The 23,853-nt window shown below is 42.1% G+C and carries 18 protein-coding genes; 12 read left to right on the plus strand and 6 right to left on the minus strand.

Features of this window, described 5'->3' with window-relative positions; all coding sequences use genetic code 11:
• Positions 1-30: 30 nt before the first annotated feature.
• The 3 genes from ribD to glyA all read right to left on the minus strand — a co-directional run bounded on the left by ribD (position 31) and on the right by glyA (position 3,061).
• Positions 31-1,176, minus strand: coding sequence for a bifunctional diaminohydroxyphosphoribosylaminopyrimidine deaminase/5-amino-6-(5-phosphoribosylamino)uracil reductase RibD (ribD, locus tag PQR79_RS06490; protein ID WP_238106976.1), 1,146 nt, complete (start codon positions 1,174-1,176; stop codon positions 31-33).
• 72 nt (positions 1,177-1,248) lie between these two features.
• Positions 1,249-1,698, minus strand: coding sequence for a transcriptional regulator NrdR (gene nrdR / locus PQR79_RS06495; protein WP_188917341.1), 450 nt, complete (start codon positions 1,696-1,698; stop codon positions 1,249-1,251).
• Between the two features lie 109 nt (positions 1,699-1,807).
• Positions 1,808-3,061: a serine hydroxymethyltransferase gene (glyA, locus tag PQR79_RS06500; RefSeq protein ID WP_238106974.1), complete on the minus strand. Its 1,254-nt coding sequence runs from the start codon at positions 3,059-3,061 to the stop codon at positions 1,808-1,810.
• A 263-nt stretch (positions 3,062-3,324) separates the two neighbouring features.
• On the opposite strand from glyA, the gene ettA reads away from it, so the two are divergent.
• The 8 genes from ettA (at position 3,325) to PQR79_RS06540 (ending at position 16,762) form a co-directional block, all read left to right on the plus strand.
• Positions 3,325-4,992, plus strand: a complete 1,668-nt coding sequence (gene ettA, locus PQR79_RS06505) for an energy-dependent translational throttle protein EttA (RefSeq protein WP_238106973.1) — start codon at positions 3,325-3,327, stop codon at positions 4,990-4,992.
• Positions 4,993-5,292: 300 nt separating this feature from the next.
• Positions 5,293-6,528, plus strand: a complete 1,236-nt coding sequence (locus PQR79_RS06510; RefSeq protein WP_238106971.1) for a hypothetical protein — start codon at positions 5,293-5,295, stop codon at positions 6,526-6,528.
• A 200-nt stretch (positions 6,529-6,728) separates the two neighbouring features.
• Positions 6,729-7,832 (plus strand): efflux RND transporter periplasmic adaptor subunit, encoded by a 1,104-nt coding sequence (locus PQR79_RS06515; protein WP_238106970.1) that lies wholly within the window; start codon positions 6,729-6,731, stop codon positions 7,830-7,832.
• Positions 7,832-10,936, plus strand: coding sequence for a multidrug efflux RND transporter permease subunit (locus PQR79_RS06520; protein WP_238106968.1), 3,105 nt, complete (start codon positions 7,832-7,834; stop codon positions 10,934-10,936). The genes PQR79_RS06515 and PQR79_RS06520 overlap by 1 nt, the downstream gene beginning before the upstream one ends.
• Before the next feature lie 18 nt (positions 10,937-10,954).
• The gene (locus PQR79_RS06525; protein ID WP_238106966.1) at positions 10,955-11,428 is read left to right on the plus strand and encodes a LabA-like NYN domain-containing protein; all 474 of its coding nucleotides are present in this window, start codon (positions 10,955-10,957) and stop codon (positions 11,426-11,428) included.
• 119 nt (positions 11,429-11,547) lie between these two features.
• Positions 11,548-15,378, plus strand: a complete 3,831-nt coding sequence (locus PQR79_RS06530) for an EAL domain-containing protein (RefSeq protein WP_238106964.1) — start codon at positions 11,548-11,550, stop codon at positions 15,376-15,378.
• A 98-nt stretch (positions 15,379-15,476) separates the two neighbouring features.
• On the plus strand, positions 15,477-16,289 hold the full coding sequence (locus PQR79_RS06535) for a substrate-binding periplasmic protein (RefSeq protein WP_238106962.1): 813 nt from the start codon (positions 15,477-15,479) through the stop codon (positions 16,287-16,289).
• A 23-nt stretch (positions 16,290-16,312) separates the two neighbouring features.
• Positions 16,313-16,762 carry a thioesterase family protein gene (locus PQR79_RS06540; protein ID WP_238106960.1) on the plus strand — a complete coding sequence of 150 codons (450 nt, stop codon included), beginning with the start codon at positions 16,313-16,315 and terminating at the stop codon, positions 16,760-16,762.
• A 13-nt stretch (positions 16,763-16,775) separates the two neighbouring features.
• Here PQR79_RS06540 and PQR79_RS06545 read toward each other — a convergent pair whose 3' ends face one another.
• Together PQR79_RS06545 and PQR79_RS06550 are read right to left on the minus strand one after the other, a co-directional pair.
• Positions 16,776-18,257 carry a putative bifunctional diguanylate cyclase/phosphodiesterase gene (locus PQR79_RS06545; RefSeq protein ID WP_238106958.1) on the minus strand — a complete coding sequence of 494 codons (1,482 nt, stop codon included), beginning with the start codon at positions 18,255-18,257 and terminating at the stop codon, positions 16,776-16,778.
• Between the two features lie 151 nt (positions 18,258-18,408).
• Positions 18,409-19,251 carry an HDOD domain-containing protein gene (locus tag PQR79_RS06550; RefSeq protein WP_238106957.1) on the minus strand — a complete coding sequence of 281 codons (843 nt, stop codon included), beginning with the start codon at positions 19,249-19,251 and terminating at the stop codon, positions 18,409-18,411.
• 249 nt (positions 19,252-19,500) lie between these two features.
• On the opposite strand from PQR79_RS06550, the gene trhP reads away from it, so the two are divergent.
• Both trhP and PQR79_RS06560 read left to right on the plus strand, forming a co-directional pair.
• Positions 19,501-20,865, plus strand: a complete 1,365-nt coding sequence (gene trhP, locus PQR79_RS06555; RefSeq protein WP_238106955.1) for a prephenate-dependent tRNA uridine(34) hydroxylase TrhP — start codon at positions 19,501-19,503, stop codon at positions 20,863-20,865.
• 7 nt (positions 20,866-20,872) lie between these two features.
• Positions 20,873-21,121: a YfhL family 4Fe-4S dicluster ferredoxin gene (locus PQR79_RS06560; protein WP_238106954.1), complete on the plus strand. Its 249-nt coding sequence runs from the start codon at positions 20,873-20,875 to the stop codon at positions 21,119-21,121.
• A 58-nt stretch (positions 21,122-21,179) separates the two neighbouring features.
• Here the strand turns inward: PQR79_RS06560 and ubiT are convergent, their stop codons facing one another.
• The gene (gene ubiT / locus PQR79_RS06565; RefSeq protein ID WP_238106952.1) at positions 21,180-21,686 is read right to left on the minus strand and encodes a ubiquinone anaerobic biosynthesis accessory factor UbiT; all 507 of its coding nucleotides are present in this window, start codon (positions 21,684-21,686) and stop codon (positions 21,180-21,182) included.
• A gap of 140 nt (positions 21,687-21,826) precedes the next feature.
• Here ubiT and ubiU point away from each other — a divergent pair, with 140 nt between their 5' ends.
• A complete protein-coding gene (ubiU, locus tag PQR79_RS06570; protein WP_238106950.1) occupies positions 21,827-22,828 on the plus strand; it encodes a ubiquinone anaerobic biosynthesis protein UbiU in 1,002 nt (333 codons plus the stop codon).
• A gap of 8 nt (positions 22,829-22,836) precedes the next feature.
• Positions 22,837-23,796 (plus strand): U32 family peptidase, encoded by a 960-nt coding sequence (locus PQR79_RS06575; protein WP_238106948.1) that lies wholly within the window; start codon positions 22,837-22,839, stop codon positions 23,794-23,796.
• Positions 23,797-23,853 lie beyond the last annotated feature (57 nt).

The following is a 23,853-nucleotide window of genomic DNA, read 5'->3' on the forward strand; positions in this document are numbered from 1 at the left end:
CTGTCGCTCAGATTTTACAGTTTGCAACAATTAATAGGTTTTATTATATCTGAGGATATAACGCTTATCTTTACCAACACTCCGCTCATCAATAAGTTGCAACGAAGGGGTTTGTTCAATTGCAGTATAATCGGGTAATTGCAGCATGTTCCGCCCCTGACTACCCAGTATTTTAGGCGCTTGATATAACACCACATCATCGGCTAAATTTTGCGCCACAAACGCTCCCGCCAGCGTCGCACCAGCTTCGACTAATACTGAGTTTGCAGTGTTGCCTAAATACGTTAACAAGGCCTGTAAGGGGATTCTGCCCGACGAATCACACTCTAGAACTAAAAATGACACATAATCAGGTAAAGCAGCTTTAACGTCTGCGGAATACTCACACCCTGACACCAACAAAATCGGGCTTTCAATGGCAAAGATTTGCTGATTTTCGGTTAATCTTGCACGGCTATCTAACACCACTCTAAGAGGCTGAAAAATCTCATCTGGTGTATGGCGAGTGATTAACTCACCTAATGACTCAAAACGTACATTTAAACTAGGGTCATCGGCTAAAACAGTTTCAACGCCGGTAATTAATACACAGTGGTTAGCGCGGTATTTTTGCACATCTGCACGCGCCGCAGTACCTGTTATCCATTTAGAAACGCCATTAGACAATGCTGTTTTGCCGTCTAAACTGGCCGCAATTTTTACCGTCACCCAAGGTAAGCCCGTTTTCATCCGCTTCATAAAGCCAAGATTTAATCCGTAAGCTTGATCGGTTAATAAGCCAACATCAACTTCAATACCCGCTTCTTTTAACATTGCAATACCACGACCAGACACTTCCGGGTTAGCATCGGTCACAGCCACGACCACTCTAGCGACCTTGGCATTAATGAGTCCCAATGCACATGGCGGAGTACGACCATAATGGCTACATGGTTCTAATGTGACGTATGCCGTTGCACCTTGAGCTGATAATCCTTTATCTTGGATCATCTTAAGTGCGTTAACCTCAGCATGCCCTTGACCTGCACGTTGATGGTAACCCTCGCCAATAATCTGCCCCTGTTTGACAATAACGCAACCAACACAAGGATTAGGCCTTGTTGTATAGCGACCTCGTTCTGCCAGCATAATGGCTCGGCTCATCATTTCAATATCGATGCTAGACCAGTTAAACATGGTTGGACTCTCTTTGAATGCCATTCAACATTACCCATTAGTGCAATGGGTAATCGTGGCCTGAATCAATGATTATTTTTGTAATTTAGCAATAGCTTCGCCAAATTGAGATACATCTTCAAATGCACGATAAACTGAAGCAAAGCGAATATAAGCCACCTTATCGAGGCTCATTAACTGCTCCATCATCAAATTACCAATCATTTCAGAGTCGACTTCACGCTCACCAGTAGCACGTAATGTTGATTTAATTTTACTGAGCGCCTGTTCGATTTCATCAATAGATACTGGACGTTTTTCAACCGCACGCAGCATGCCACCACGCAGTTTTTCTTCATCAAAGGGTTGTCTGGTGCCATCGCGTTTTATTACCCGAGGCATCACTAACTCGGCGCCTTCAAAGGTTGTAAAGCGTTCATGACATTCAGTACATTCCCGGCGACGACGTACTTGGTGACCGTCGGCCACTAAACGAGAATCGATGACTTTGGTATCGGTCGCGCTACAAAAAGGGCAATGCATTGAACCTCCTGCAGAAAACAAAATGGCCGCTAAAAATTAGCGGCCATTAAAGTTTATCCTATTTGTGGCACAAGGTTAACCTAAACCTCAATACCAAAAACAAACAGGATTAACCGTATACAGGGAACTTAGCACACAATGCCAATACTTGGCCTTTAACGCGTTCAATAACCTCAGTGTTAGATGCATCATCTAAAATGTCACAAATCCAGGTTGTCAGCTCTTTTGCTTCTGCTTCTTTAAAGCCGCGGCGTGTAATGGCTGGCGAACCAATACGAATACCCGATGTCACAAATGGTGAACGAGGATCGTTAGGGACAGAGTTTTTGTTAACGGTAATGTTGGCACTACCTAAAGCTGCGTCAGCTTCTTTACCGGTTAAGTCGCGACCAATTAAGTCAACCAACATTAAGTGGTTTTCAGTACCGCCAGAAACGATTTTGTAACCGCGGGCTAAAAACACTTCAACCATGGCTTTGGCATTGTTAACCACTTGCTGCTGGTATACCTTAAATTCTGGCTCTAATGCTTCTTTAAATGCTACCGCTTTACCCGCAATAACATGCATTAATGGGCCACCTTGGCCACCAGGGAATACAGCAGAGTTTAACTTTTTATATAGGTCTTCATCGTCAGCTGCAGAAATAATAATGCCGCCACGTGGACCGGCTAATGTTTTATGCGTAGTTGAAGTTACAACGTGTGCATGTGGTACTGGCGTAGGATAAACGCCGGCAGCAATCAAACCTGCAACGTGTGCCATATCAACAAATAGATAAGCACCAATTTTATCTGCAATTTCACGCATTTTAGCCCAGTCAACAATGCCTGAGTAAGCAGAGAAACCGCCAATCATCATCTTAGGCTTATGTTCAACGGCTAAGCGTTCCATTTCGTCGTAGTCAATTTTACCCGACTCGTCGATACCGTAAGGAATAATGTTATAAAGTTTGCCAGAAAAGTTAACTGGAGAGCCGTGAGTTAAATGACCACCGTGCGCTAGGTTCATGCCTAACACTGTGTCGCCTGGCTGTAATAACGCCATGAAAACAGCGCTGTTTGCTTGTGAACCTGAGTGTGGTTGCACGTTGGCATAAGTGGCGCCAAATAATTCTTTTGCGCGTTCGATGGCCAATGTTTCAACAACATCAACATACTCACACCCACCATAGTAACGCTTACCTGGATAACCTTCAGCATACTTGTTTGTCAACTGAGAACCTTGCGCTTCCATCACTCGTGGACTGGTATAGTTTTCAGACGCAATCAATTCGATGTGCTCTTCTTGACGACAAGTTTCATCTTCAATGGCTTTAAATAATTCAGGATCGTAATCCGCAATATTCATCGCTTTCTTCAACATGGTAGCTCCAACATCATTATCTATATAGTAAGGTTGCGCGGTATTCTACTCTGCAACGATAATTATTCACAGTATAAACAACATGAAATTCACTGTGTTCTCAATACAAAACGATTCATGTTGAATCGCTAATACACAACCTCTCCCCTCAGCCCTATGTACGCACATAACGTCTCGATAGAAAACCTGCAATAGACAGTTGAGTTAAGCAAAGAATTCAGTAGAATTATCAGCATCATTGTTGACAATTAGACTGAATAAACATGGCTCAATTTGTATACAGCATGCTTCGTGTGGGTAAAGTGGTTCCACCTAAAAAGCAAATTTTAAAAGACATTTCATTAAGCTTTTTTCCCGGCGCAAAAATTGGTGTGCTCGGCTTAAACGGCTCGGGCAAATCCACCCTATTACGGATCATGGCAGGCCTTGACACCGAAATTGAAGGTGAAGCCCGCCCAATGCCAGGACTTAAAATTGGTTATTTACCGCAAGAACCACGCTTAAATGAGCAGCAAACAGTACGTGAAGCCATTGAGGAAGCGGTAAGCGAAGCTAAAAACGCACTAACCCGACTTGATGAGGTCTATGCTGCCTACGCAGAACCTGACGCCGACTTTGACGCACTAGCTAAAGAGCAAGGCGAACTAGAAGCAATCATTCAATCACAAGATGCACATAACCTTGAGCATATTCTAGAACGTGCCGCCAATGCGCTACGTTTACCTGAATGGGATGCCAAAATTGAAGTACTTTCAGGTGGTGAGCGTCGCCGTGTCGCAATTTGTCGTCTGTTACTCGAAAAGCCAGAAATGCTATTACTTGACGAACCAACCAACCACTTAGACGCAGAGTCAGTGGCGTGGTTAGAACATTTCTTGCAAGAATATAATGGCACCGTGGTCGCAATTACCCATGATCGTTACTTCTTAGATAATGCTGCCGGTTGGATTTTAGAACTTGACCGCGGCGAAGGCATCCCGTGGGAAGGCAACTATTCATCATGGCTTGAGCAAAAAGATGCACGTTTACAGCAAGAATCATCAACAGAAAGCGCGCGCCAGAAAACCATTGCTAAAGAATTAGAATGGGTCCGCCAAGGTGCTAAAGGTCGTCAATCAAAAGGCAAAGCGCGTATGGCACGCTTTGAAGAATTAAACACCAATGATTATCAAAAGCGTAACGAGACTAACGAGTTGTTTATTCCACCTGGACCTCGTTTAGGTGATAAAGTTATCGAAGTCACTAATTTAACCAAGTCATACGGTGATCGAGTATTAATTGATAATCTTAGTTTTACCGTACCTAAAGGTGCCATTGTCGGTATTATCGGTGCTAACGGCGCAGGTAAATCAACGTTATTTAAAATGATTTCTGGAGCGGAGCAACCTGACAGCGGCAGTATTTCTGTTGGCGACTCAGTACAAATTGCATCAGTTGAGCAGTTCCGCGACTCAATGAACGACAAAAATACCGTCTGGCAAGAAATCTCAGGTGGCCTTGATATCATGCGGATCAACAACACAGAAATTCCAAGCCGCGCTTATGTTGGCCGCTTTAACTTTCGCGGTGGCGACCAACAAAAAATCATTGGTACCTTGTCAGGTGGTGAGCGTAACCGAGTTCACTTAGCAAAGTTATTACAAGCGGGCGGTAACGTATTATTACTCGATGAACCAACCAACGACTTAGATGTAGAAACATTACGTGCACTTGAAGAAGCGCTACTTGAGTTTCCAGGCTGTGCAATGGTGATCTCCCATGACCGGTGGTTCCTAGACCGTATCGCGACCCATATTTTAGATTACCGCGATGAAGGCCAAGTGAACTTCTATGAAGGCAATTACACTGAATATTCAACGTGGCTTAAAAACACAATGGGTACCGATGTCGTCGAACCGCATCGTTTAAAATATAAACGTATTAATAAGTAACGTTTGATTCTTTATCAATAACGTTTGACACTAAAACAGAGACTTCGGTCTCTGTTTTGTTTTATACCTGTTTATTTCCGTTTATATTTATGAATTTTCATTATAAACTCGAGACTATATCTGCATGTGTCAAAATTTTGTCAATTTATTGTGAGCAATGCACCACAATCTGTTTGTAAAGGCAAAATAACTTAAGTATTATAAAATATTAACGGATTATTTTGCTCTTTGCTGATTACACTCAGCGCATTACAGAGTGTCGATGGTTCCAGCTTGTAGAGAAATATAATGGAGAGATCAGTGAGATACGGTTCAATTAGCCTTGCTTTATTGTGCTTATACGCAAGTAATTCATTTGCGGCACTCGAAGTCATCACCAAATCAGAAAAACAGACACTTAACCAAATCGAAACCGAGTATGATATCGACAGTCTGCTGATAAGTGTTAATGACAAATTCTCTCAACTTAACAAGAAAGCCTACGACGTTGAAGGGCTTAAAAAAGCCATCGCATCAGAACAACAACGTTACGATGAGCTAATCGAAGGGTTACCAGACGCAATCCGAACAAAAATTACCTTGCCAAACACCTACAAGCAAATTGAAGAGTCTGTCACTTTGGTTGATGAGTTAACGCAAAAAGCAGAACAAGACAGTCAGCGCCTTGAAGCTGAAAAAGAAGAAATTCTTTCAGAATACGAAACCATCAATAAACAACGTGCGACCAAAAGTCAGCAATTGTTTAAGCTTAAAACCGATATTACTAATCGATTAATTGCTGATTTGTCTAAATCGAGCAGTACGCTACCAATTAATATCAACGGTTCGACTGAGTGCTCTAAATATCAAACGATTGCAGATTGTTTAAAAGAATCGAAAAGCAGTATTTTAAGCAGCACCCGTAATGAGTCACCCTTTTTAAATGATAAAAGTGTGCTGCTCTCTTACGAAGTCATCGACGCCAACATGAACATGAAAGGCGGTTTACAATATAAAGTGGCAATGAAATTCAAGCCGTCTTATAACAACAAAATCGATGAAATGCTTAATGAAGAGTTAGGCTTAAAATCGGCCATGGTAACATTAGTCAGTAACGTGCCTGCTGATTGGTTTGTTAATGGTGTAAAAGTCGGTACCGGTAAAAAGCTGTTCCACGAAATTCCATTAGGCAAGCATGGCATTTTGGCTTCTTACCAAGACCAAGACCAATCAAGTGTCGAAAACATTGAAGGTAATGGCGTATTTAACTACAAGTTCAACAATGTTAAAACAGAAAAAACGCCAAGCAGCCAAACCCCATCTGCAGTGGCAGAGGTGCCTAAAGGGATCCTCAAGCCAACAGCAAAAGCAACACCCAAAACCGCTGACAAACCTAAAGCGAAATACACACTGTTTTCAGACCAAACCAGCATTAAGCTCAGTGATGAAGATGCTAAAAAGACTTCTTCAGACAAAGGCTACGAATACTTTATGGGCGTATCGCCAGCAACGAAAAAGCAAAATATTGAGTTTACTAACGAGCCTATCGAAAAGTAATCCTTAACATTTTGCTTCACCCTAAAGCCATATCACCTGATATGGCTTTTTTATTGCGCGAATAAAAAGTGCCTTGTTACAAACAAAACCAAAAGCTTTACATTACTTTACGATAAATATTACAAAAAATAATTACAATATAATCATAATCTAATTCACAATTTGCGCTCCCTGCGCATTGTTCATAGAGAATTCCCAACATGATAAAGAAACTCGGCTTAAATACGTTTTCAGCAGCCTTTGTGATCGTCACTAGCAGCGTATTGAGTACCAGTGTTTTTGCAGCTTCAAAGCCTCAACGGGTTGAAAAAATCATCCCCGTTATGACGGCAAATGTAGAGCAACATGAGTTGTCACAATCAGTCACACTTATTGGTAAACTCGTTGCCACCGATTCAGTAATGATTGCACCGCAAGTTGGCGGTAAAATTGATTCAATTGAAGTGAGTTCAAACCAACATGTCAGCAAAGGGCAAACGTTACTCACTCTTGATAACAGCAAAGCCAAGGCCAATGTATTAGAAGCGCAGGCTTATCACAAAGATGAAGTCCGTAAGCTCAACGAGTTTTTAAAGCTTATCAACGTTAATGCCATCACCCAAACCGAAATTGAAGCCCAAAAGGCCAGTGTCGACATTGCCCTAGCCCGCCTGCAATCAGCACAAACCGATTTGGCCTATCACACCGTAACAGCCCCTTTTAGCGGCAACACCGGCTTAGTCAATTTTAGTCGAGGCAAAATGGTCAGTATGAATGAGGAATTACTGTCATTAGATGATTTATCGGTACTGCAATTAGATTTACAAGTGCCCGAACACTACATGTCACTATTAAGCACAGGTATGCCGGTTAAAGCCAGCAGCAGGGCGTGGGCAAACACCACTTTTACCGGCAAAATCATTGCAATTGATCCTAGGGTTAACTCGCAAACGCTCAACCTCAACATTCGGAGCCAATTTGATAATAAACAAGGCCAACTAAAACCCGGCATGATGATGTCTGCAACATTAACTTTCCCCAGTGTTTCAGCTCCAATCGTCCCTGTACAAGCACTTGAATATTCTGGCACCAAACGTTTTGTTTATGTCATCAACCAAGACAATGTCGCTCAGCGTAGAGAAGTTGTGTTAGGCGCAAGGATCAAAGATCAAGTATTGATTGAGTCTGGCGTCGACATCGGCGATAACATCGTAGTGCAGGGGTTAGTGAATATGCGAGACGGAGTTAAGGTCAATGACCTGAGTAAATCAGTATCAACCGTAAAAAAAGACACTTCAGTGTTGTCTACTCAGGAGTATAAGTAATGTGGCTAAGTGATACTGCAGTTAAGCGCCCTGTAGTCGCTATTGTACTCAGCTTACTACTTTGCGTATTTGGTATAGTGTCGTTTTCTAAACTGGCCGTACGGGAAATGCCAGATGTGCAAAACCCAGTTGTCACTGTAATGACAACTTACAGTGGCGCTTCTGCCACCATTATGGAAAGTAAAATCACCAAAACGATCGAGGATGAACTCACCGGGATCAGTGGCATTGACGAAATCACCTCAACCACACGTAATGGCATGTCGCGTATTTCAATTGAGTTTGAACTCGGTTGGAATTTAACAGAAGGTGTGAGCGATGTTCGAGATGCTGTTGCCAAAGCGCAGCGCCGCTTACCAGATGAAGCTGACGACCCTATTGTGTCAAAAGACAACGGCACTGGCGAGCCATCAATTTACGTTAATTTAAGTTCTGAAAACATGGACCGAACGCAATTAACTGACTATGCACAACGTGTTTTAGAAGACAGATTTAGCCTCATTACCGGCGTAAGTTCAGTGAATATTTCTGGCGCCTTATACAAGGTAATGTATGTGCAATTAAAGCCACAGCTGATGGCTGGCAGAAATGTGACCACCAGCGACATTATCAATGCCCTCAATACCGAAAACCTTGAAACCCCGGGTGGTGAGGTTCGAAATGACACCACGGTCATGTCAGTGAGAACCAAACGCTTATATTTTAGCCCCGAAGACTTTGAATACCTTGTTGTGCACACCGCATCAGATGGTACCGCGATATACCTTAAAGATGTCGCCAATGTGTTCATTGGTGCCGAAAATGAAGACTCAACATTTAAAAGTAACGGTATCGTTAACCTCAGCTTAGGGATTGTGCCGCAGTCAGATGCTAATCCGCTGGATATTTCAAGGCGAGTACAACAAGAAGTCGACAAGATACAAGGATTCTTGCCAGAAGGAACCCATTTAGTGGTTGACTACGATGCCAATGTATTTATCGACCGCTCAATTAACGAGGTTTACAACACGCTGCTGATCACCGGAATTCTGGTGGTTTTAGTACTGTATATTTTTATCGGTCAAGTTAGGGCAACATTGATCCCTGCGGTTACCGTTCCTGTGTCTCTCATCGCAGCCTTTATAGCAGCTTACAGCTTGGGCTACACCATTAACTTATTAACACTTATGGCATTAATCTTGGCCATTGGATTAGTGGTTGATGATGCGATTGTGGTCGTTGAAAATATTTTCCATCATATCGAAAAAGGCGAGCAACCCATACTTGCCGCTTACAAAGGGACGCGAGAGGTGGGATTTGCGGTCATTTCAACAACACTTGTACTGGTGATGGTCTTTTTACCTATTTCGTTTATGGATGGTATGGTCGGCTTATTATTTACCGAGTTTTCGGTGATGTTAGCCATGTCGGTCATTTTCTCATCTTTTATCGCACTAACATTAACCCCTGTGATGGGCAGTAAACTACTTAAAGCCAATGTGAAAAAAAACCGATTTAACCAATGGGTAGACCGTGGATTTTCTCGATTAGAACACAATTATCGCCGTATGGTTAGCTGGGCACTAGCATGGCGAGTTGCCGCGCCAGTTGTCATTATTTCGTGTGTTGCCGGCAGTTACTTTTTAATGCAACAAGTACCATCACAACTTTCACCACAGGAAGACAGAGGGGTCCTTTTTGCCTTTATTAAAGGCGCTGAAGGTACCAGCTACAACCGAATGATTGCAAACATGGACATTGTTGAGAGTCGCTTATTGCCACTGCTTGGCCAGGGTGTAGTGAAGTCATTTAGCGTTGAAGCGCCCGCATTTGGCGGCCGCGCGGGAGACCAAACGGGCTTTGCAATTATTCAACTTGAAGATTGGGCCGACCGCGACATTGATGTTAAACAAGCCTTAGGATTAATCAGCCGAACCTTAAAAGACATTCCCGATGTGATGGTACGCCCTATGTTGCCGGGGTTTAGAGGTCAATCAAGCGAACCGGTTCAATTTGTGCTTGGTGGCTCTGACTACCCAGAGCTGTTTAAGTGGGCACAAGTTTTACAACAAGAAGCCGATGCTAGCCCAATGTTAGAAGGCGCAGATTTAGATTATGCCGAAACGACTCCCGAGCTTGTAGTCACGGTAGATAAACAGCGCGCTGCTGAATTAGGTATTAGCGTATCCGAAATATCAACCACCCTTGAAATCATGCTAGGCGGTCGCAGCGAAACCACCTTTGTTGAACGAGGTGAAGAATACGATGTTTACCTACGTGGTGACGAAAACAGTTTTAATAGCGTTAGTGACCTTAGCAAAATTTATTTTAGAAGCGCAAAAGGTGAGCTCATCACCCTAGACACAGTCACGCATGTAGAAGAGATAGCATCACCACAACGTTTAAGCCATACCAATAAGCAAAAATCGATTACTATTAAAGCAAATCTAGGTGAAGGCTATACACTGGGTGAAGCGCTGGACTATTTAGAGCAACGCGCCATCACTCTTTTACCTACCGATATTTCAATTGCTTATACTGGCGAGTCAAAAGACTTTAAAGAAAACCAAAGCAGTGTATTAGTGGTGTTTGCCCTTGCCCTATTAATTGCTTATTTAGTATTAGCGGCGCAATTTGAAAGCTTTATTAACCCCGCGGTAGTGATGTTTACCGTACCAATGGGAATTTTTGGCGGCTTTATTGGTCTAGCGCTCACCAATCAAGGTATGAACATATACAGCCAAATTGGCATGATCATGTTAATCGGAATGGTGACCAAAAACGGCATTCTAATTGTTGAATTTGCCAACCAACTTCGCGATCGTGGCCTTGCACTTGATACCGCCATTATTGATGCCTCCGCCCGACGTTTACGCCCTATTCTAATGACCGCTTTTACCACACTGATTGGCGCTATTCCGCTGATAATGTCAACAGGAGCAGGCAGCGAAAGCCGCATCGCGGTGGGAACTGTGATATTCTCCGGCATGGCATTTGCGACTTTTGTTACTTTATTGGTAATCCCTGCCATGTACCGTTTAATCTCGGCATCAACTCACTCACCCGGGTATGTTGAAGCTCAACTTAATGATGCTATTGCCGCACAAACGGCAACGCAACGATAATAAATCACAGGTGTAATAATGACCAAGCTTGCAGTATTTGTAGACGTACAAAACATTTATTACACCTGTAAACAAGGCTTTGGTCGCTCATTTAATTACCGCGCGCTGTACAAGCAATTAACCAAGCGCGGTCACATTAGCCATGCAATCGCTTATGCCATAGCCCCTGCCGATGACGGACAAGTTAAGTTTCAAGATGCTTTGAAACATATCGGATTTACGGTAAAAACGAAGCCTTATATTCAACGCAGCGATGGATCGGCCAAAGGTGATTGGGATGTGGGGATCACTATCGACATGCTCGAGATCGCCCCTACGGTTGATGAGGTGATATTGTTGTCTGGCGACGGTGACTTTGATTTATTATTGAAAAAAATAAACCAAAGCAGCCAATGCTACACCCATGTTATTAGCGTTGAACGCTTAACGGCCAAGTCCCTCAGTGATCAATGCCACCAATTTACCCCTATAGACAACACGTTATTGTTGTAATAATTTGCGCCTAAGCCTTATTTAAGATACAACTTATCGACAGTTTTTTACAATACCTCATATCGTATGGGGAGTTGAATTAACACGGTAAAGCATCGTTGCTGAAGATAAGGTTTTTAATGGTTTTCTCTTTTCATAAATTAATACATAACCTATGTGGAATATTCATTTCACTTTCCGTTGTATTCAGTGTCTCAGCAAATCAATATCAAATTGAACGCTTAAATATTTCCGACGGCTTACCATCGGCATTAGTGACAACGATCTATCAGCAAAAAAATGGTTTTTTATGGTTTGCTACTGACTCAGGAGTCAGTCGCTACGATGGGCAAGCATTTATTCACTTCCAATTTTCTCCTGGCTCTAAAAGGCATATATCCAATAATTTTGTTACCGATGTGATTGAAGATAGCCAGGGAAATATTTGGTTTGCTACCGAAGATGGGCTAAATCAATTAAACCCTGACGATCACTTAACCATTTATCCATTAAATCCTGAACCATTCGACCAAAATACCAATTGGATAACGAAACTCTATCAAGACTCAAGCAATAATTTATGGGTAGGCACTGGCAGCGGATTACAATTTAAACCAGAAAATTCGGATCGATTCACTGCGCTGCCTCTATACCTCAATAAACAAAAGGTGGCAGTAGAAACCTCAATTTACAGTATTGTCGCAGACCAACAACAGCGGTTATGGGTAGGCACTGATTTTGGTTTAGCCGTAGTGGAACCAGACACTCATGCATTACATTTATTTGAGCCTAATGTAACGGATAATAGTAGTGAAGTACCTGGAACTATTGCAGCCAAAACATTGTTTAACGACTTCATTCTTAGCAGTGAAGTTGCCGACGATGGCATAATTTGGTTTGGCACGCAAAATTATGGCTTAATCCGCTTTAACCCTTTAGATAAAAGTTATCGGCACTATTATGCTCAAGCCAAGCCACAACAAGGTACTATAAAGAGTAATTATATCAGTAGTATTGCCGTGGAGAATCCACAAACCATTTGGGTAAGCACGAATAAAGGTGTTGGGGTGCTTTCGCTAGCCACTGACACATTTGCTTGGATTACGTCCCAAGCCTTTAATGAGCACTCCTTACCAAGTGACTTTGTCGATGACGTACTGATTGATTCATCTGGTCTCATTTGGTTTGCATCGACTCAAGGCGTGGCTTACTACAGCCCTTTAAAACAAGCCAGTCGTATTTATAAACCGCTAGCAAATAATTCTGAACTGTCGGGCGACAATGTTTTTGCTCTTTCAGCCAACAATAAACAGCATGTTTGGGTCGCATCAAACAATGGTTTAGATACTATCGATTTACAGTTAAAAACGGCCACTTTATCCCCTCTAACCAACGAGTCAGATAACACATTAACGGGTAATATTTGGAACGTACAAGTTGATGACGCTAATAATGTGTGGGCATCGCATGATAAAGGATTAAGTTATTTCGATGCTAACAGCAAGCAAATCACCCACTTCAGTAATGCGCCTGGCAATCCTTATGGGTTTCCTAACACCGACTTTTACACCGTCACACCAGACAATAAAGGTAACGTTTGGGTCACCGGCTATTTAAATGCTGGAGTCATGTTATTTAGCCCAACAGAAGGATTACTAAAGCATTATTTTAATCATAATGAAAACCTCTATACCTCTGGTGGAAACTTCACCTTTGATGCCATGATTATTAATACTGGAGAGTTATGGCTTGCCACCACAAATGGCATTTTTATTATTGATTCAAACAGCGATAAAACCACACACTTAAGCCTCGGCAATGACCGCGAAAATATTCGAATAAGTGGTATTTACCAAGACGAGCAAGGCATTATTTGGGCGTCCACTCAAGGGCTTGGTTTAGCAAAGATAACCCCAACAAAAGAAAACGCCTCATTCAACATTGAATACATTACCCGCAAAGACGGACTCACAGATAATCGTCTCAAAGCCGTAACCGGTGACTCACAAGGCAATTTATGGATTACCAGTCGCCAAATGTTAACGAAGTATGCCACCCAAACTGGCTCCATCACTAATTATCCAAGTGCAATTAATAACAATAATTTAATTTTTAACGAAGCGGCAATTGGGCTGATTGGTAATCAACTTGTGATCGGGTCTAATAAAGGCGTGATTCAAATTGATGTCACCCAAATTAGTCAAAATCATTTTATTCCACCAGTGCACATTACCGCTGCCAATATCGCCAACAAATCTTACGTCAATATCAACAACAATAAAGCCGTTGAAGCTGTCACAGTGGATTATGATCATAATATGATTCAGTTTTCATTTACATCATTAGATTTCACCGCACCTGAACAAAATAAATATCGCTTTATGTTAGAAGGTTTTGATCAAGACTGGATTACAACCCAACAACACAATGCCATGTACACAAACCTCCCCGCAGGTGACTATACCTTTAAAGTGCAAAGCACCAATAGCGATGGGATCTGGAGCCCACAACAGGCGGAGTTTGCATTTAGCATCAATCAAGCATGGTGGTTTTATGCATTAATTGCCTTGGGCATGACGGTTTGTTTAATGCTAATGTTGTTTGCACTCTCTCGATTTAAGCAAATTAAAGAGTTGAGCAACCGCGCCAATTACGACAGCTTAACCGGGTTAGCCAATCGCTTTTATTTTAATCAACAGTTATCAATGTTAATCAATACTCCCACCAAAACCGCAGCGGTAGTGTTTATCGATTTAGATCACTTTAAAGAAGTGAATGACTCCATGGGACACGACGTTGGTGATGAACTGATCATCCAGGTAGGAAAACGCTTACAACATTGCTTAAAACATCAAGACGTACTTGCCCGCTTAGGCGGCGATGAGTTTGCATTAATTATTCAATATGCCCCAGACGACAATAAACTCAACCAAGATTTAATCAACATTATCGAACGGATTCGAACCTCACTGAACGCGGGCTATCAAATTAATCAACATTGGTTAAGCAGTTCAGCCAGTATTGGCGTTGCCTGTTATCCAAACGACGGTAAAGACGCAAAAACATTATTAAAGCATGCCGATACTGCGATGTACGCCGCCAAACAAAATGGTCGTAATGGCAGTTATTTTTTCAACGAAAAACTCTCGACAGCACTATTAGAGCGATTGCTCATTAAAAACCAGCTTAATAATGCCCTTCCGGAAAACCAATTGGTGGTACATTACCAGCCTAAATGCTGTGTTCATACTCAAAGCATACTCGGGCTCGAAGCCCTAATCCGTTGGCAGCATCCTACCGATGGTTTAATTTCTCCTACGCGGTTTATTGAACAAGCAGAAGACAGCGGGTTAATTATCGACATCGGATTATGGGTATTGGCTCAAGCTTGTCATCAAGGTTATCAATGGCACCAGCAAGGTATTCTTCAGGGCAATATTTCGGTTAATATATCACCACTGCAGTTATCTCAACCGACCTTTATTGAAGACATTGCTCAAATTTTGCAACAAAGCCACTTTCCGCCACATATGTTAGAGCTTGAAATAACTGAATCATTATTAATTACCGATATCAAAGCTGCTAAAGCCGTGTTATTTCAACTCAAGCAGCTTAAAGTACGTATCGCACTCGACGACTTTGGTAAAGGCTACTCTTCATTAAACTACTTAACTCAATTTCCCATCGATACCCTAAAAATAGATAAAGCTTTTATTCACTCAATGCTACCGATAGAAACCAGCAATATTGTACTAAAAAATATTATTAAATTAGGTAATGAACTGCAGTTAGATGTTATTGCCGAAGGGGTAGAAACACACGCTCAACTGGTTAAGCTTAAGCATTACCAATGTAAAATTGTGCAAGGTTTTTTATTCAGCCCAGCGCTTAACGCACTCGCGACACAAAACTTACTTAAACAAAGTCACATCATGAAGGATCCATTAGAGTTAGCAAGTCCAGCAATTTGAGTCTTTATGCCGATTGAACTATCGCGTTGAAATATCCCTTTATCAATAATAGTGTTATGATCCCTGCGAAACGAATGGATTATTGAATAAAGGAATATATGCTGGTTATTGCTTTTCAAAACGCCCTATTGGCTTTTTTTACAGCGTACAACTTTTGTCTCAAACAGGCTAAGCAAATATCGTCGACATTGATGCTTTGCTGCATGTTGGCGTTACCTACAATGGTATATTCTGAACCGCTCAATATCACATTAGCTGCAGAAGACGGTTGGCCTCCTTTTGCCGATGAATTTGGCCGCGGTATTTCTCATCATTTAATTGAACAAGCCTTCAAAGAAGTTGATGTCGTGGTATCAACTATCGTCGTACCTTATACCCGAGCCTTGGTGATGACCGACCGCGGCTCTGTCAATGGCGTCTTTAATGTCACTAAAGAGCAAAGTACAGTAAAACGTTTTGTTTTTGGTCAAGAACCCTTATTTACCGTTAAAGCCTCTTTTTTCTTTGCCAAAGAGCATCCCGCCAACGTCAATGATAAATGGCATTTACCAATAGGCAGTGTTGTGGGTATTATTGATGGCTATGAATACGGTGATGAGTTTATTCAACTGATTGAAAAGCGGCAGTTACGCATTACTAAAGTAAATAGCCAGCGTCAATTGATTAACTTGTTACTGGTTGGCCGCATTGACACTGCTATTATGTTTGACATGGTCGCCGATGTGTATATTGAACAAATGGGCGTAGCCAAAGATATTAACGCTGAATTTAATAACCACACCAGTGAAATATTTGTCGCTTTCTCAAAGCAAGATCCTCGAGCAAAGCAATGGAGTACTTTGCTCGACAAAGGGCTGCAAATATTGAAGCAACAAGGCCACTATCAGCAATTATTGGTTCCGCTAGATTAATGATTGACCAAGGTTAACCCACAATGAGTGCGACAACGTTACCTACCACACCACGTTATAGCCCAGAATATCGCTTTAATGTGCAAATTTATTATGAAGATACTGATTTTTCTGGTGTGGTATATCACCCCAATTTTTTGAAATATTTTGAGCGCGCGCGTGAGCATGTTATTGGCGCAGAAATATTGCATAACTTATGGCAGCAACAACAATTAGGCTTTGCAGTGTATCGCACCGACATGGTGTGTCATGACGGAGTTGAATTTGCAGATATCATAGAGGTGCGTACGCAATTTTATTTTGAAAGTAAATTCCGCACGGTATGGAAGCAATCTATTTGGCGACCAAACGCCACTAAAGCAGCAGTCACCGCCACAATAGAGATGGTATGCATGAACCAAAAGCGTCAGTTAGCACCAATGCCAGCGGCGTTAATCACCCTGTTATCATCAGGCATAGAGTCACACAAATGAGTGCAAAAACCGTTTAAGCAGATAAGTGATTAAGCTGCGGGTAAATGTGCTCAAACTCTTCTGCGGTGGCAGGCTTAGCAAAGTAGTCACCTTGAATAGTATCAACGCCATAGGAACGTAATGTGTCTAACACCGACTTAGATTCAACTCCTTCAACCGTCACTTCAAAGCCTAAGCTTTTAGCCAATTCAATACTGGTTTTAACCACTTGTTTAGCGGCAAGGGTTGTTTCAAAATCATCTAAAAAAGCTTTGTCGATTTTAACTTCATCAACCGGTAAAAAGCGTAAATAGGCTAACGATGAATGGCCGGTACCAAAATCATCTATGGCAATTTTTACCCCTATGGCGCGCAACTGATTTAATGTCACTATAGTTTGCTCTAACGACACCATTAACGCGCTTTCGGTAATTTCAATCATGATGCATTCAGCAGGTACCAAGTATTTAGTCAGTTTGGTCGCAACATCATTGGCCAGGTTTGGATTGTCGAGGTCGGTTGACGACAAATTTAACGCCACCTTGACATAAATCCCTTTTTCCCGCCACCGAGCTTGTTGAGCAACAACGGCATCTAACACCCAGGCACTTAATAAATCAATCATACCAGTTTGTTCAGCCAGCGGGATAAATTCACTTGGCGAAAGCAGCCCTAACCCTTGATGTTGCCAGCGAATTAATGCTTCGACTTGTTGACATTGGCCGCTTTGAATGTCGAGTTTGGGCTGAAACACCATATACAATTGATTATGCTTCAACCCGTTGGGCAAGCTATTAATAATCAATAACTCACGATATTGAGCTTTGTCGTCATCTTGGTCATAAAAAGCAATGGGCTGTTTTAATTGCTTGGCTTTTTTCAGTGCTAAATCGAGGCGTCTTAACATTAAACTAACGTCTGCATGGTGGGCACTGAGTGATAATATCCCCAGCTGAATTTTGATACTGATGGGTTGTTGTTCTATTTCAAAAGGCTGCTGTAAATCATTTTTCATGGTTAACATTTCAGTTAAGGTTAACTCATTAGGAAAAAACAATAGAAACTCATTGCCATTCATTCTGGCAATAAGTTGCGGTTTATGGACCAGGTTTTCGATGCGCTTGGCAAACGCTTTAAGGAGTTTGTCGCCAAATATAAAACCAAATAGATCATTTACAAATCGAAATTGCTTGATGTCCACCAGCACGAGCATGCCCTCTGACAATGGCATTTTTGCAAGCATTTTGCGCTTAAATCCAACCCGATTAGTTAACCCGGTTAATTTATCTTGTTCGGTGCTAAACAGGCTAGATTGATGTATCTGATTAAGGACAGAAGTCAGGGGTTTTAACGAGGAGAAGGACGTATCTAGAGTAAATAAATCTTGGTTGAGCATTTGTAATTGCAGGGCATGAGTTAATTGCTGCAAAGCGCGATGTTGACGAAAATACATCCCCCCGATAATCGCGGCTATGACTCCGGTCAAACACAGCAAAATGAGCAGCAAATTGTCCATTAACATATCATCATCAATAAAGTGTCCTGCTAATCAGCATTCAGGGTATACCATCATTTAATATCAACCTAGAAACGAATATCATTTATCGACTAAAGTGCTATCGACGGTAAGCGAGTTGCACACCGCCGAGACGCCATTTCAAACAGGACTACTCGTAGCTTTGTTTAATAGAATGATACATATCAATGAACTCATCACTGGCTAAGTCTTCTGGTGTTACCGGTAATCCGCGCTCAGCAAATACCCCCAAACGTTCATCTAACTCTTCGCCCGCACGTAACTCTCCGGTATAAAATGCTGCCGAGCGAATAAAGTCCAAATAAGTGACTTTTTCTGGCATGTAATGCAAGTCAGCCCAACGTTCGACGACTTCCATTACTTCTGGGGCAAAATCCCATGTTTTTAACACTGCACGACCTATTGGCCCTTGCATTTTACGCACAAGACTACGTAACTGTTCAATTTTACTACAAAGTTCAGGGTGAATCTCAGCTTCAGTTAACACAGGAAGCGCACCAATATTATGCACTAATCCAGCCAACGTTAAGGTGTCACGATCGAGGCGTTTTGTCGGGTTACGCTTATTGTATATCTCTAACATCGCACAAGATGAAGCGGTAACTTCAATTGATGTTTTCCATACTTCATCCATGACTTCCCATACCATTTCGTTGGTCGAGATAAACAATTGCTCCATTGCAACTGAAGTCGTAATAGATTTAATTTGCACTAAACCAATACGATTAACTGCAGCACTTATGCTCTCGGCTTTATTGCCACGAGAATATAACGCGCTATTAGCCACTTTAATAATTCGCGCTGAAATTGCCGCATCTTGGCCGATAACATCGCCAACTTGCTTGAGACTTGAATCTTTACGCGCTACCACTTCTTGAACTCGCATGGCCACTTCTGGCAAGGTTGGTAACACTAAGGCATCGTCTTTAAGCTTTTTTAATAATCCAACCAAGAGTTGATGTTCGGTAGACATGCGCTCTCCATAAAATAAAATTCACTAATACCAAGATTATATACCCAAACACATTCAGTTTGCGATGACTCAAAAACGGCAAGCCCAATTAATTGCGCATTTTTAATGATTGCGGCACGCAGGATCTCAATCGGCCATCAAAAGTACAACCCACCTCACAATTCCTGCGGCTATATTTGTTCTCACTAATGTCCTTAAGTAAGCTTGCGTCCCCTGAAGATGTCAACCTTGTTCTAGGCCGAGAAAACTATGTTTAAACCTGAATTATTATCGCCTGCCGGTACGCTTAAAAATATGCGTTATGCCTTTGCTTATGGTGCCGATGCTGTTTATGCTGGCCAACCTCGCTACAGCTTACGGGTGAGAAATAATGACTTTAAAATGGAAAACCTCGCCACAGGGATAGAAGAAGCACACGCGCTAGGCAAAAAACTGTACGTTGTCAGTAATATTGCACCGCATAACGCCAAACTGAAAACCTATATTAAAGATATGGATCCCGTTATTGCCATGAAGCCTGACGCAGTCATTATGTCTGATCCAGGATTGATTATGATGGTTCGTGAGGCGTTTCCTGAGCAAGTGGTACACTTGTCTGTACAGGCCAATGCCATTAACTGGGCATCAGTTAAGTTTTGGCAACAACAAGGGATTAAACGCGTCATTTTATCGCGTGAATTATCATTAGATGAAATAGAAGAAATCCGTCAACGTTGCCCAGACATTGAACTTGAAGTGTTTGTTCACGGCGCACTTTGTATGGCGTATTCTGGTCGCTGCTTATTATCAGGATACATCAATAAACGGGATCCAAACCAAGGCACTTGCACTAATGCATGCCGTTGGAAATATGATGTTCACCAAGCAGAGCAAACCGAAACGGGTGACGTTATCGCCCTTGCTCCAGAAGTACAAATTGAAACGCCAACATTAGGGGCCGGCAAGCCGAGTAATGATATTGTGTTATTACAAGAAGCTGGGCGTCCTGGTGAATACATGCCAGCGTTTGAAGATGAGCATGGTACTTATATCATGAATTCTAAAGATTTACGGGCGATTCAGCATGTTGACCGTTTAACCCGTATGGGCATTGATTCATTAAAAATTGAGGGCCGTACCAAGTCTTTTTATTATGTCGCTCGCACCGCTCAACTATATCGTCAAGCGATTGAAGATGCTGTTGCCGGTAAAGACTTTGACCGCACCTTAATGAATAACTTAGAAGGCTTGGCACATCGCGGCTATACCGAAGGCTTTTTGCGTCGTCATGTGCATGATGAATACCAAAATTACGAATATGGTCACTCTGTCAGTAACAATCAACAATTTGTGGGTGAGTTTACTGGTAAACGTAACGCTGAAGGGCAAGCCGAAATTGACGTCAAAAATAAATTCTCCGTGGGTGACAGCGTTGAAGTAATGACAACTGAAGGCAATTTTGTTATCTCTATTGCATCATTAGTGAATCGCAAAGGTGAGCAGATAGACGCGGCTTTGGGTTCGGGCCATTTTGTGTTTATGGATATTCCGCAAAACATCAATGTTGAACGAGCTATGCTAATGCGTAATTTACCCGAGGGAGTGGATACACGGAACCCTCATCAACCAGGTTAATAATTAAATGGCATTAATCATCGATGACAGTTGTATCAACTGCGATATGTGCGAGCCCGAGTGCCCTAATGAGGCAATCACTATGGGTGAAGAGATCTATGAAATCGATCCGGCACTATGTACTGAGTGTGTTGGCCATTATGACAAACCCACCTGTGTGTCGGTTTGTCCAATTGACTGTATTGATCCAGATCCACAGCATATTGAATCACATGATGAATTATTAGTTAAATACGCCACAATTACAGGACGATAACTAAAATAATTCAATAAAAAACGGCGCAAAAGCGCCGTTTTTTTAGCCCAAGTTCTGATTATTTAGTTTCTGAACCTTGGATTAATGCTTGTAACATGCTCGCCAGCTTGTCTACGGTTAACCTTACCGGCTTAGGAAGCGCATCAAGCTCTATCGATAACAGCATGTTTTTCACTTCAAGGCCTAATTCGGTATCACCTTCAATACGCAGCTTACGTTGAAAAAATAACGTGTCAGGATCTTCTTTAGCCGCAGCAACTAACAACAGTTCAGGTACATTGGCACTAAAAATTACATTCGGTTTAGTCATCGGCTTAACATGTAACTTGGTATCAACACTCACCTGAAATTGTAAATTGATATCATCAATACAAATGCCCACCCACTTATTTGCTAAAAAAGCGAATTCACCGCTATTAATTTGCTCAGCTAATACTAAGTTTAACAGCTGATTAATCAGGGTTATTTTAAGTTTTTCAGGCATTATTGCTAATGAACGACGACTAAATTGAGGAGCAAACTGTAAAATATGTTCAGACATACGTTGTTGTAATACTTGAGCCATGAAGAGTCCCTACGTGCAAACAGAGCATTTAATCAAGTGAGTTTACTGGCAATTTATGCAACGAAACCTGTTTTAAATCAATTCATGTTAACTCAATCACATTTACACTCCTTTTCTTTAAAAAAAATGAGAACAGTGACATGGAACTCTTATGCCCAGCAGGCAACCTCGCCTCTTTAAAAGCTGCCTTAAATGCTGGCGCCGATGCGGTCTATTTGGGGCTAAAAGATGACACAAATGCCAGGTCTTTTGCCGGGTTAAACTTTTCAGTAGAGCAGCTCACCCAAGCTACCAAGCTCGCCCACAGTCAAGGACGTAAAGTATTTTTAACGTTAAACACCTTCCCTAAACCAGGACAAGAACACCGCTGGTATCAGGCTGTCGATATTGCTGCGCAACTGAATATGGATGCGCTTATCGTGGCCGATTTATCATTATTAAACTACGCTCACCAGCATTATCCACATCTACCGCTACATTTATCAGTGCAAGCGAGCGCAACCAACTTAGGGGCACTCTCGTTTTATAAAGAAGCATTTAACATAGAGCGTGCTGTACTGCCTAGAGTGCTGTCAATGAAGCAGGTAAGAGATTTAGCGAAGGTATCCCCAGTTGATTTAGAAGTCTTTGCCTTTGGTAGCTTGTGTATTATGGCAGAAGGTCGCTGTCACTTATCATCTTATGTTACAGGACAATCACCTAATACTGGCGGTTCATGCTCACCCGCAAATCACGTACGTTGGCAAGACAGCGGTACAGACAAACTCACTCGCTTAAATAATGTGCTGATTGATAAAGCTGACGCCAGTCAACAATTAGGTTATCCGGTAGTCTGTAAAGGTCGTTATGTGGCTGAGTACGAACACGACGCAAAATATTTATTAGAATCACCCACCAGTTTAAATACCTTAAGCCTGTTACCCGATTTAGCCAAAGCAGGTGTGGCGTCACTCAAAATTGAAGGTCGCCAACGCAGTCCTGCTTACGTAAGCCAAGTGACTCAAGTATGGCGTAAGGCAATAGACACTTACTTTGCCGCACCGGATTCATTTGCTGAACAACCGCAATGGTCACAGGCTTTAGCTAAAGTGTCAGAAGGACAAATTACCACATTAGGTGCTTACGAGCGCCAATGGCAATAAGGGTTACTATGAAAATCTCGCTCGCCCCCATCAGCTATTGCTGGTCTAAAGCTGATGTTGAACAATTTTACCAACAAGTGGCCAACAGTAATATCGACACGGTTTACCTTGGAGAAACCGTTTGCGCCCGTCGCCGAGAGCTAAAACTCACCGACTATTTAGATCTCGCCAATATGTTAAAGTCACACGGTAAGCACGTGGTCTTATCGACGATGGCATTGATTGAAGCTCAATCTGAACTTAATGAATTAAAACGCGCTATTGATAACGGTGACTTTAGCATTGAAGCTAACGATATGGCGGCAGTGTTTTACGCTCATCAAGCTAAAGTCCCTTTTGTTTGTGGTTCAACTATCAATAATTACAATCGAGCTAGTTTGGACTTATTGCATCAAAAAGGCATGTACCGCTTTGTTATGCCTTGTGAATTATCAAAAGATTGGCTGCAAGCGGTGATGAATACCGATACAAAACCCTCATTCGAAATTGAAGTGTTAGGCCACGGATATATGCCATTAGCGCATTCCGCCCGCTGCTTTACGGCGAAACACTACCAACTCCCCAAAGATAAGTGCCAAACAATTTGTCAACGTCACAGCAAAGGGTTACTGGCTCAAACCCAAGAGTCGCAACCGTTATTGAGATTAAATGGCATTCAAACCCAGTCTGCAGCACAAATTAATTTAATTAACCACATTCCTGAGATGATCACTATGGGCGTCGATTATTGGCGAATCTCACCCAGCAAACTCGCTGATGTGAGTTTAGGTCATGATCTGGCAGAACTATTAGCTAACTTAACCGCCACTGATACTAGCCAAACAGGCGAATTACCCACACAGCTAGAACAATTTTTGCCAGCCATAGACAAACAACAGCATTGCAATGGTTATTGGTTAGGACTACCCGGTATGCAGTTCACAGAATCAGCTCAGTTAGCACCTTGCTCGTCCAATAACGAAAGGTAACGAACCACTTTACGTTAAACCTTTCATCCCAAGCTCACTGCGCGGCTAAGTCAATAT

The organism is Shewanella metallivivens (assembly GCF_028750675.1).
GTDB lineage: Bacteria > Pseudomonadota > Gammaproteobacteria > Enterobacterales > Shewanellaceae > Shewanella > Shewanella metallivivens.

Bases quoted from the DNA above. Each gene is read 5' to 3' on its own strand.
- PQR79_RS06520 (WP_238106968.1), top strand. From the start codon at position 7,832: ATGTGGCTAAGTGATACTGCAGTTAAGCGCCCTGTAGTCGCTATTGTA.
- ubiT (WP_238106952.1), bottom strand. From the start codon at position 21,686: ATGGCTCAAGTATTACAACAACGTATGTCTGAACATATTTTACAGTTT.
- PQR79_RS06550 (WP_238106957.1), bottom strand. From the start codon at position 19,251: ATGTCTACCGAACATCAACTCTTGGTTGGATTATTAAAAAAGCTTAAA.
- PQR79_RS06560 (WP_238106954.1), top strand. From the start codon at position 20,873: ATGGCATTAATCATCGATGACAGTTGTATCAACTGCGATATGTGCGAG.
- ribD (WP_238106976.1), bottom strand. From the start codon at position 1,176: ATGTTTAACTGGTCTAGCATCGATATTGAAATGATGAGCCGAGCCATT.
- PQR79_RS06515 (WP_238106970.1), top strand. From the start codon at position 6,729: ATGATAAAGAAACTCGGCTTAAATACGTTTTCAGCAGCCTTTGTGATC.
- trhP (WP_238106955.1), top strand. From the start codon at position 19,501: ATGTTTAAACCTGAATTATTATCGCCTGCCGGTACGCTTAAAAATATG.
- glyA (WP_238106974.1), bottom strand. From the start codon at position 3,061: ATGTTGAAGAAAGCGATGAATATTGCGGATTACGATCCTGAATTATTT.
- PQR79_RS06540 (WP_238106960.1), top strand. From the start codon at position 16,313: ATGAGTGCGACAACGTTACCTACCACACCACGTTATAGCCCAGAATAT.
- PQR79_RS06530 (WP_238106964.1), top strand. From the start codon at position 11,548: ATGGTTTTCTCTTTTCATAAATTAATACATAACCTATGTGGAATATTC.
- PQR79_RS06575 (WP_238106948.1), top strand. From the start codon at position 22,837: ATGAAAATCTCGCTCGCCCCCATCAGCTATTGCTGGTCTAAAGCTGAT.
- ubiU (WP_238106950.1), top strand. From the start codon at position 21,827: ATGGAACTCTTATGCCCAGCAGGCAACCTCGCCTCTTTAAAAGCTGCC.
- PQR79_RS06525 (WP_238106966.1), top strand. From the start codon at position 10,955: ATGACCAAGCTTGCAGTATTTGTAGACGTACAAAACATTTATTACACC.
- PQR79_RS06535 (WP_238106962.1), top strand. From the start codon at position 15,477: ATGCTGGTTATTGCTTTTCAAAACGCCCTATTGGCTTTTTTTACAGCG.
- PQR79_RS06545 (WP_238106958.1), bottom strand. From the start codon at position 18,257: ATGGACAATTTGCTGCTCATTTTGCTGTGTTTGACCGGAGTCATAGCC.
- ettA (WP_238106973.1), top strand. From the start codon at position 3,325: ATGGCTCAATTTGTATACAGCATGCTTCGTGTGGGTAAAGTGGTTCCA.
- nrdR (WP_188917341.1), bottom strand. From the start codon at position 1,698: ATGCATTGCCCTTTTTGTAGCGCGACCGATACCAAAGTCATCGATTCT.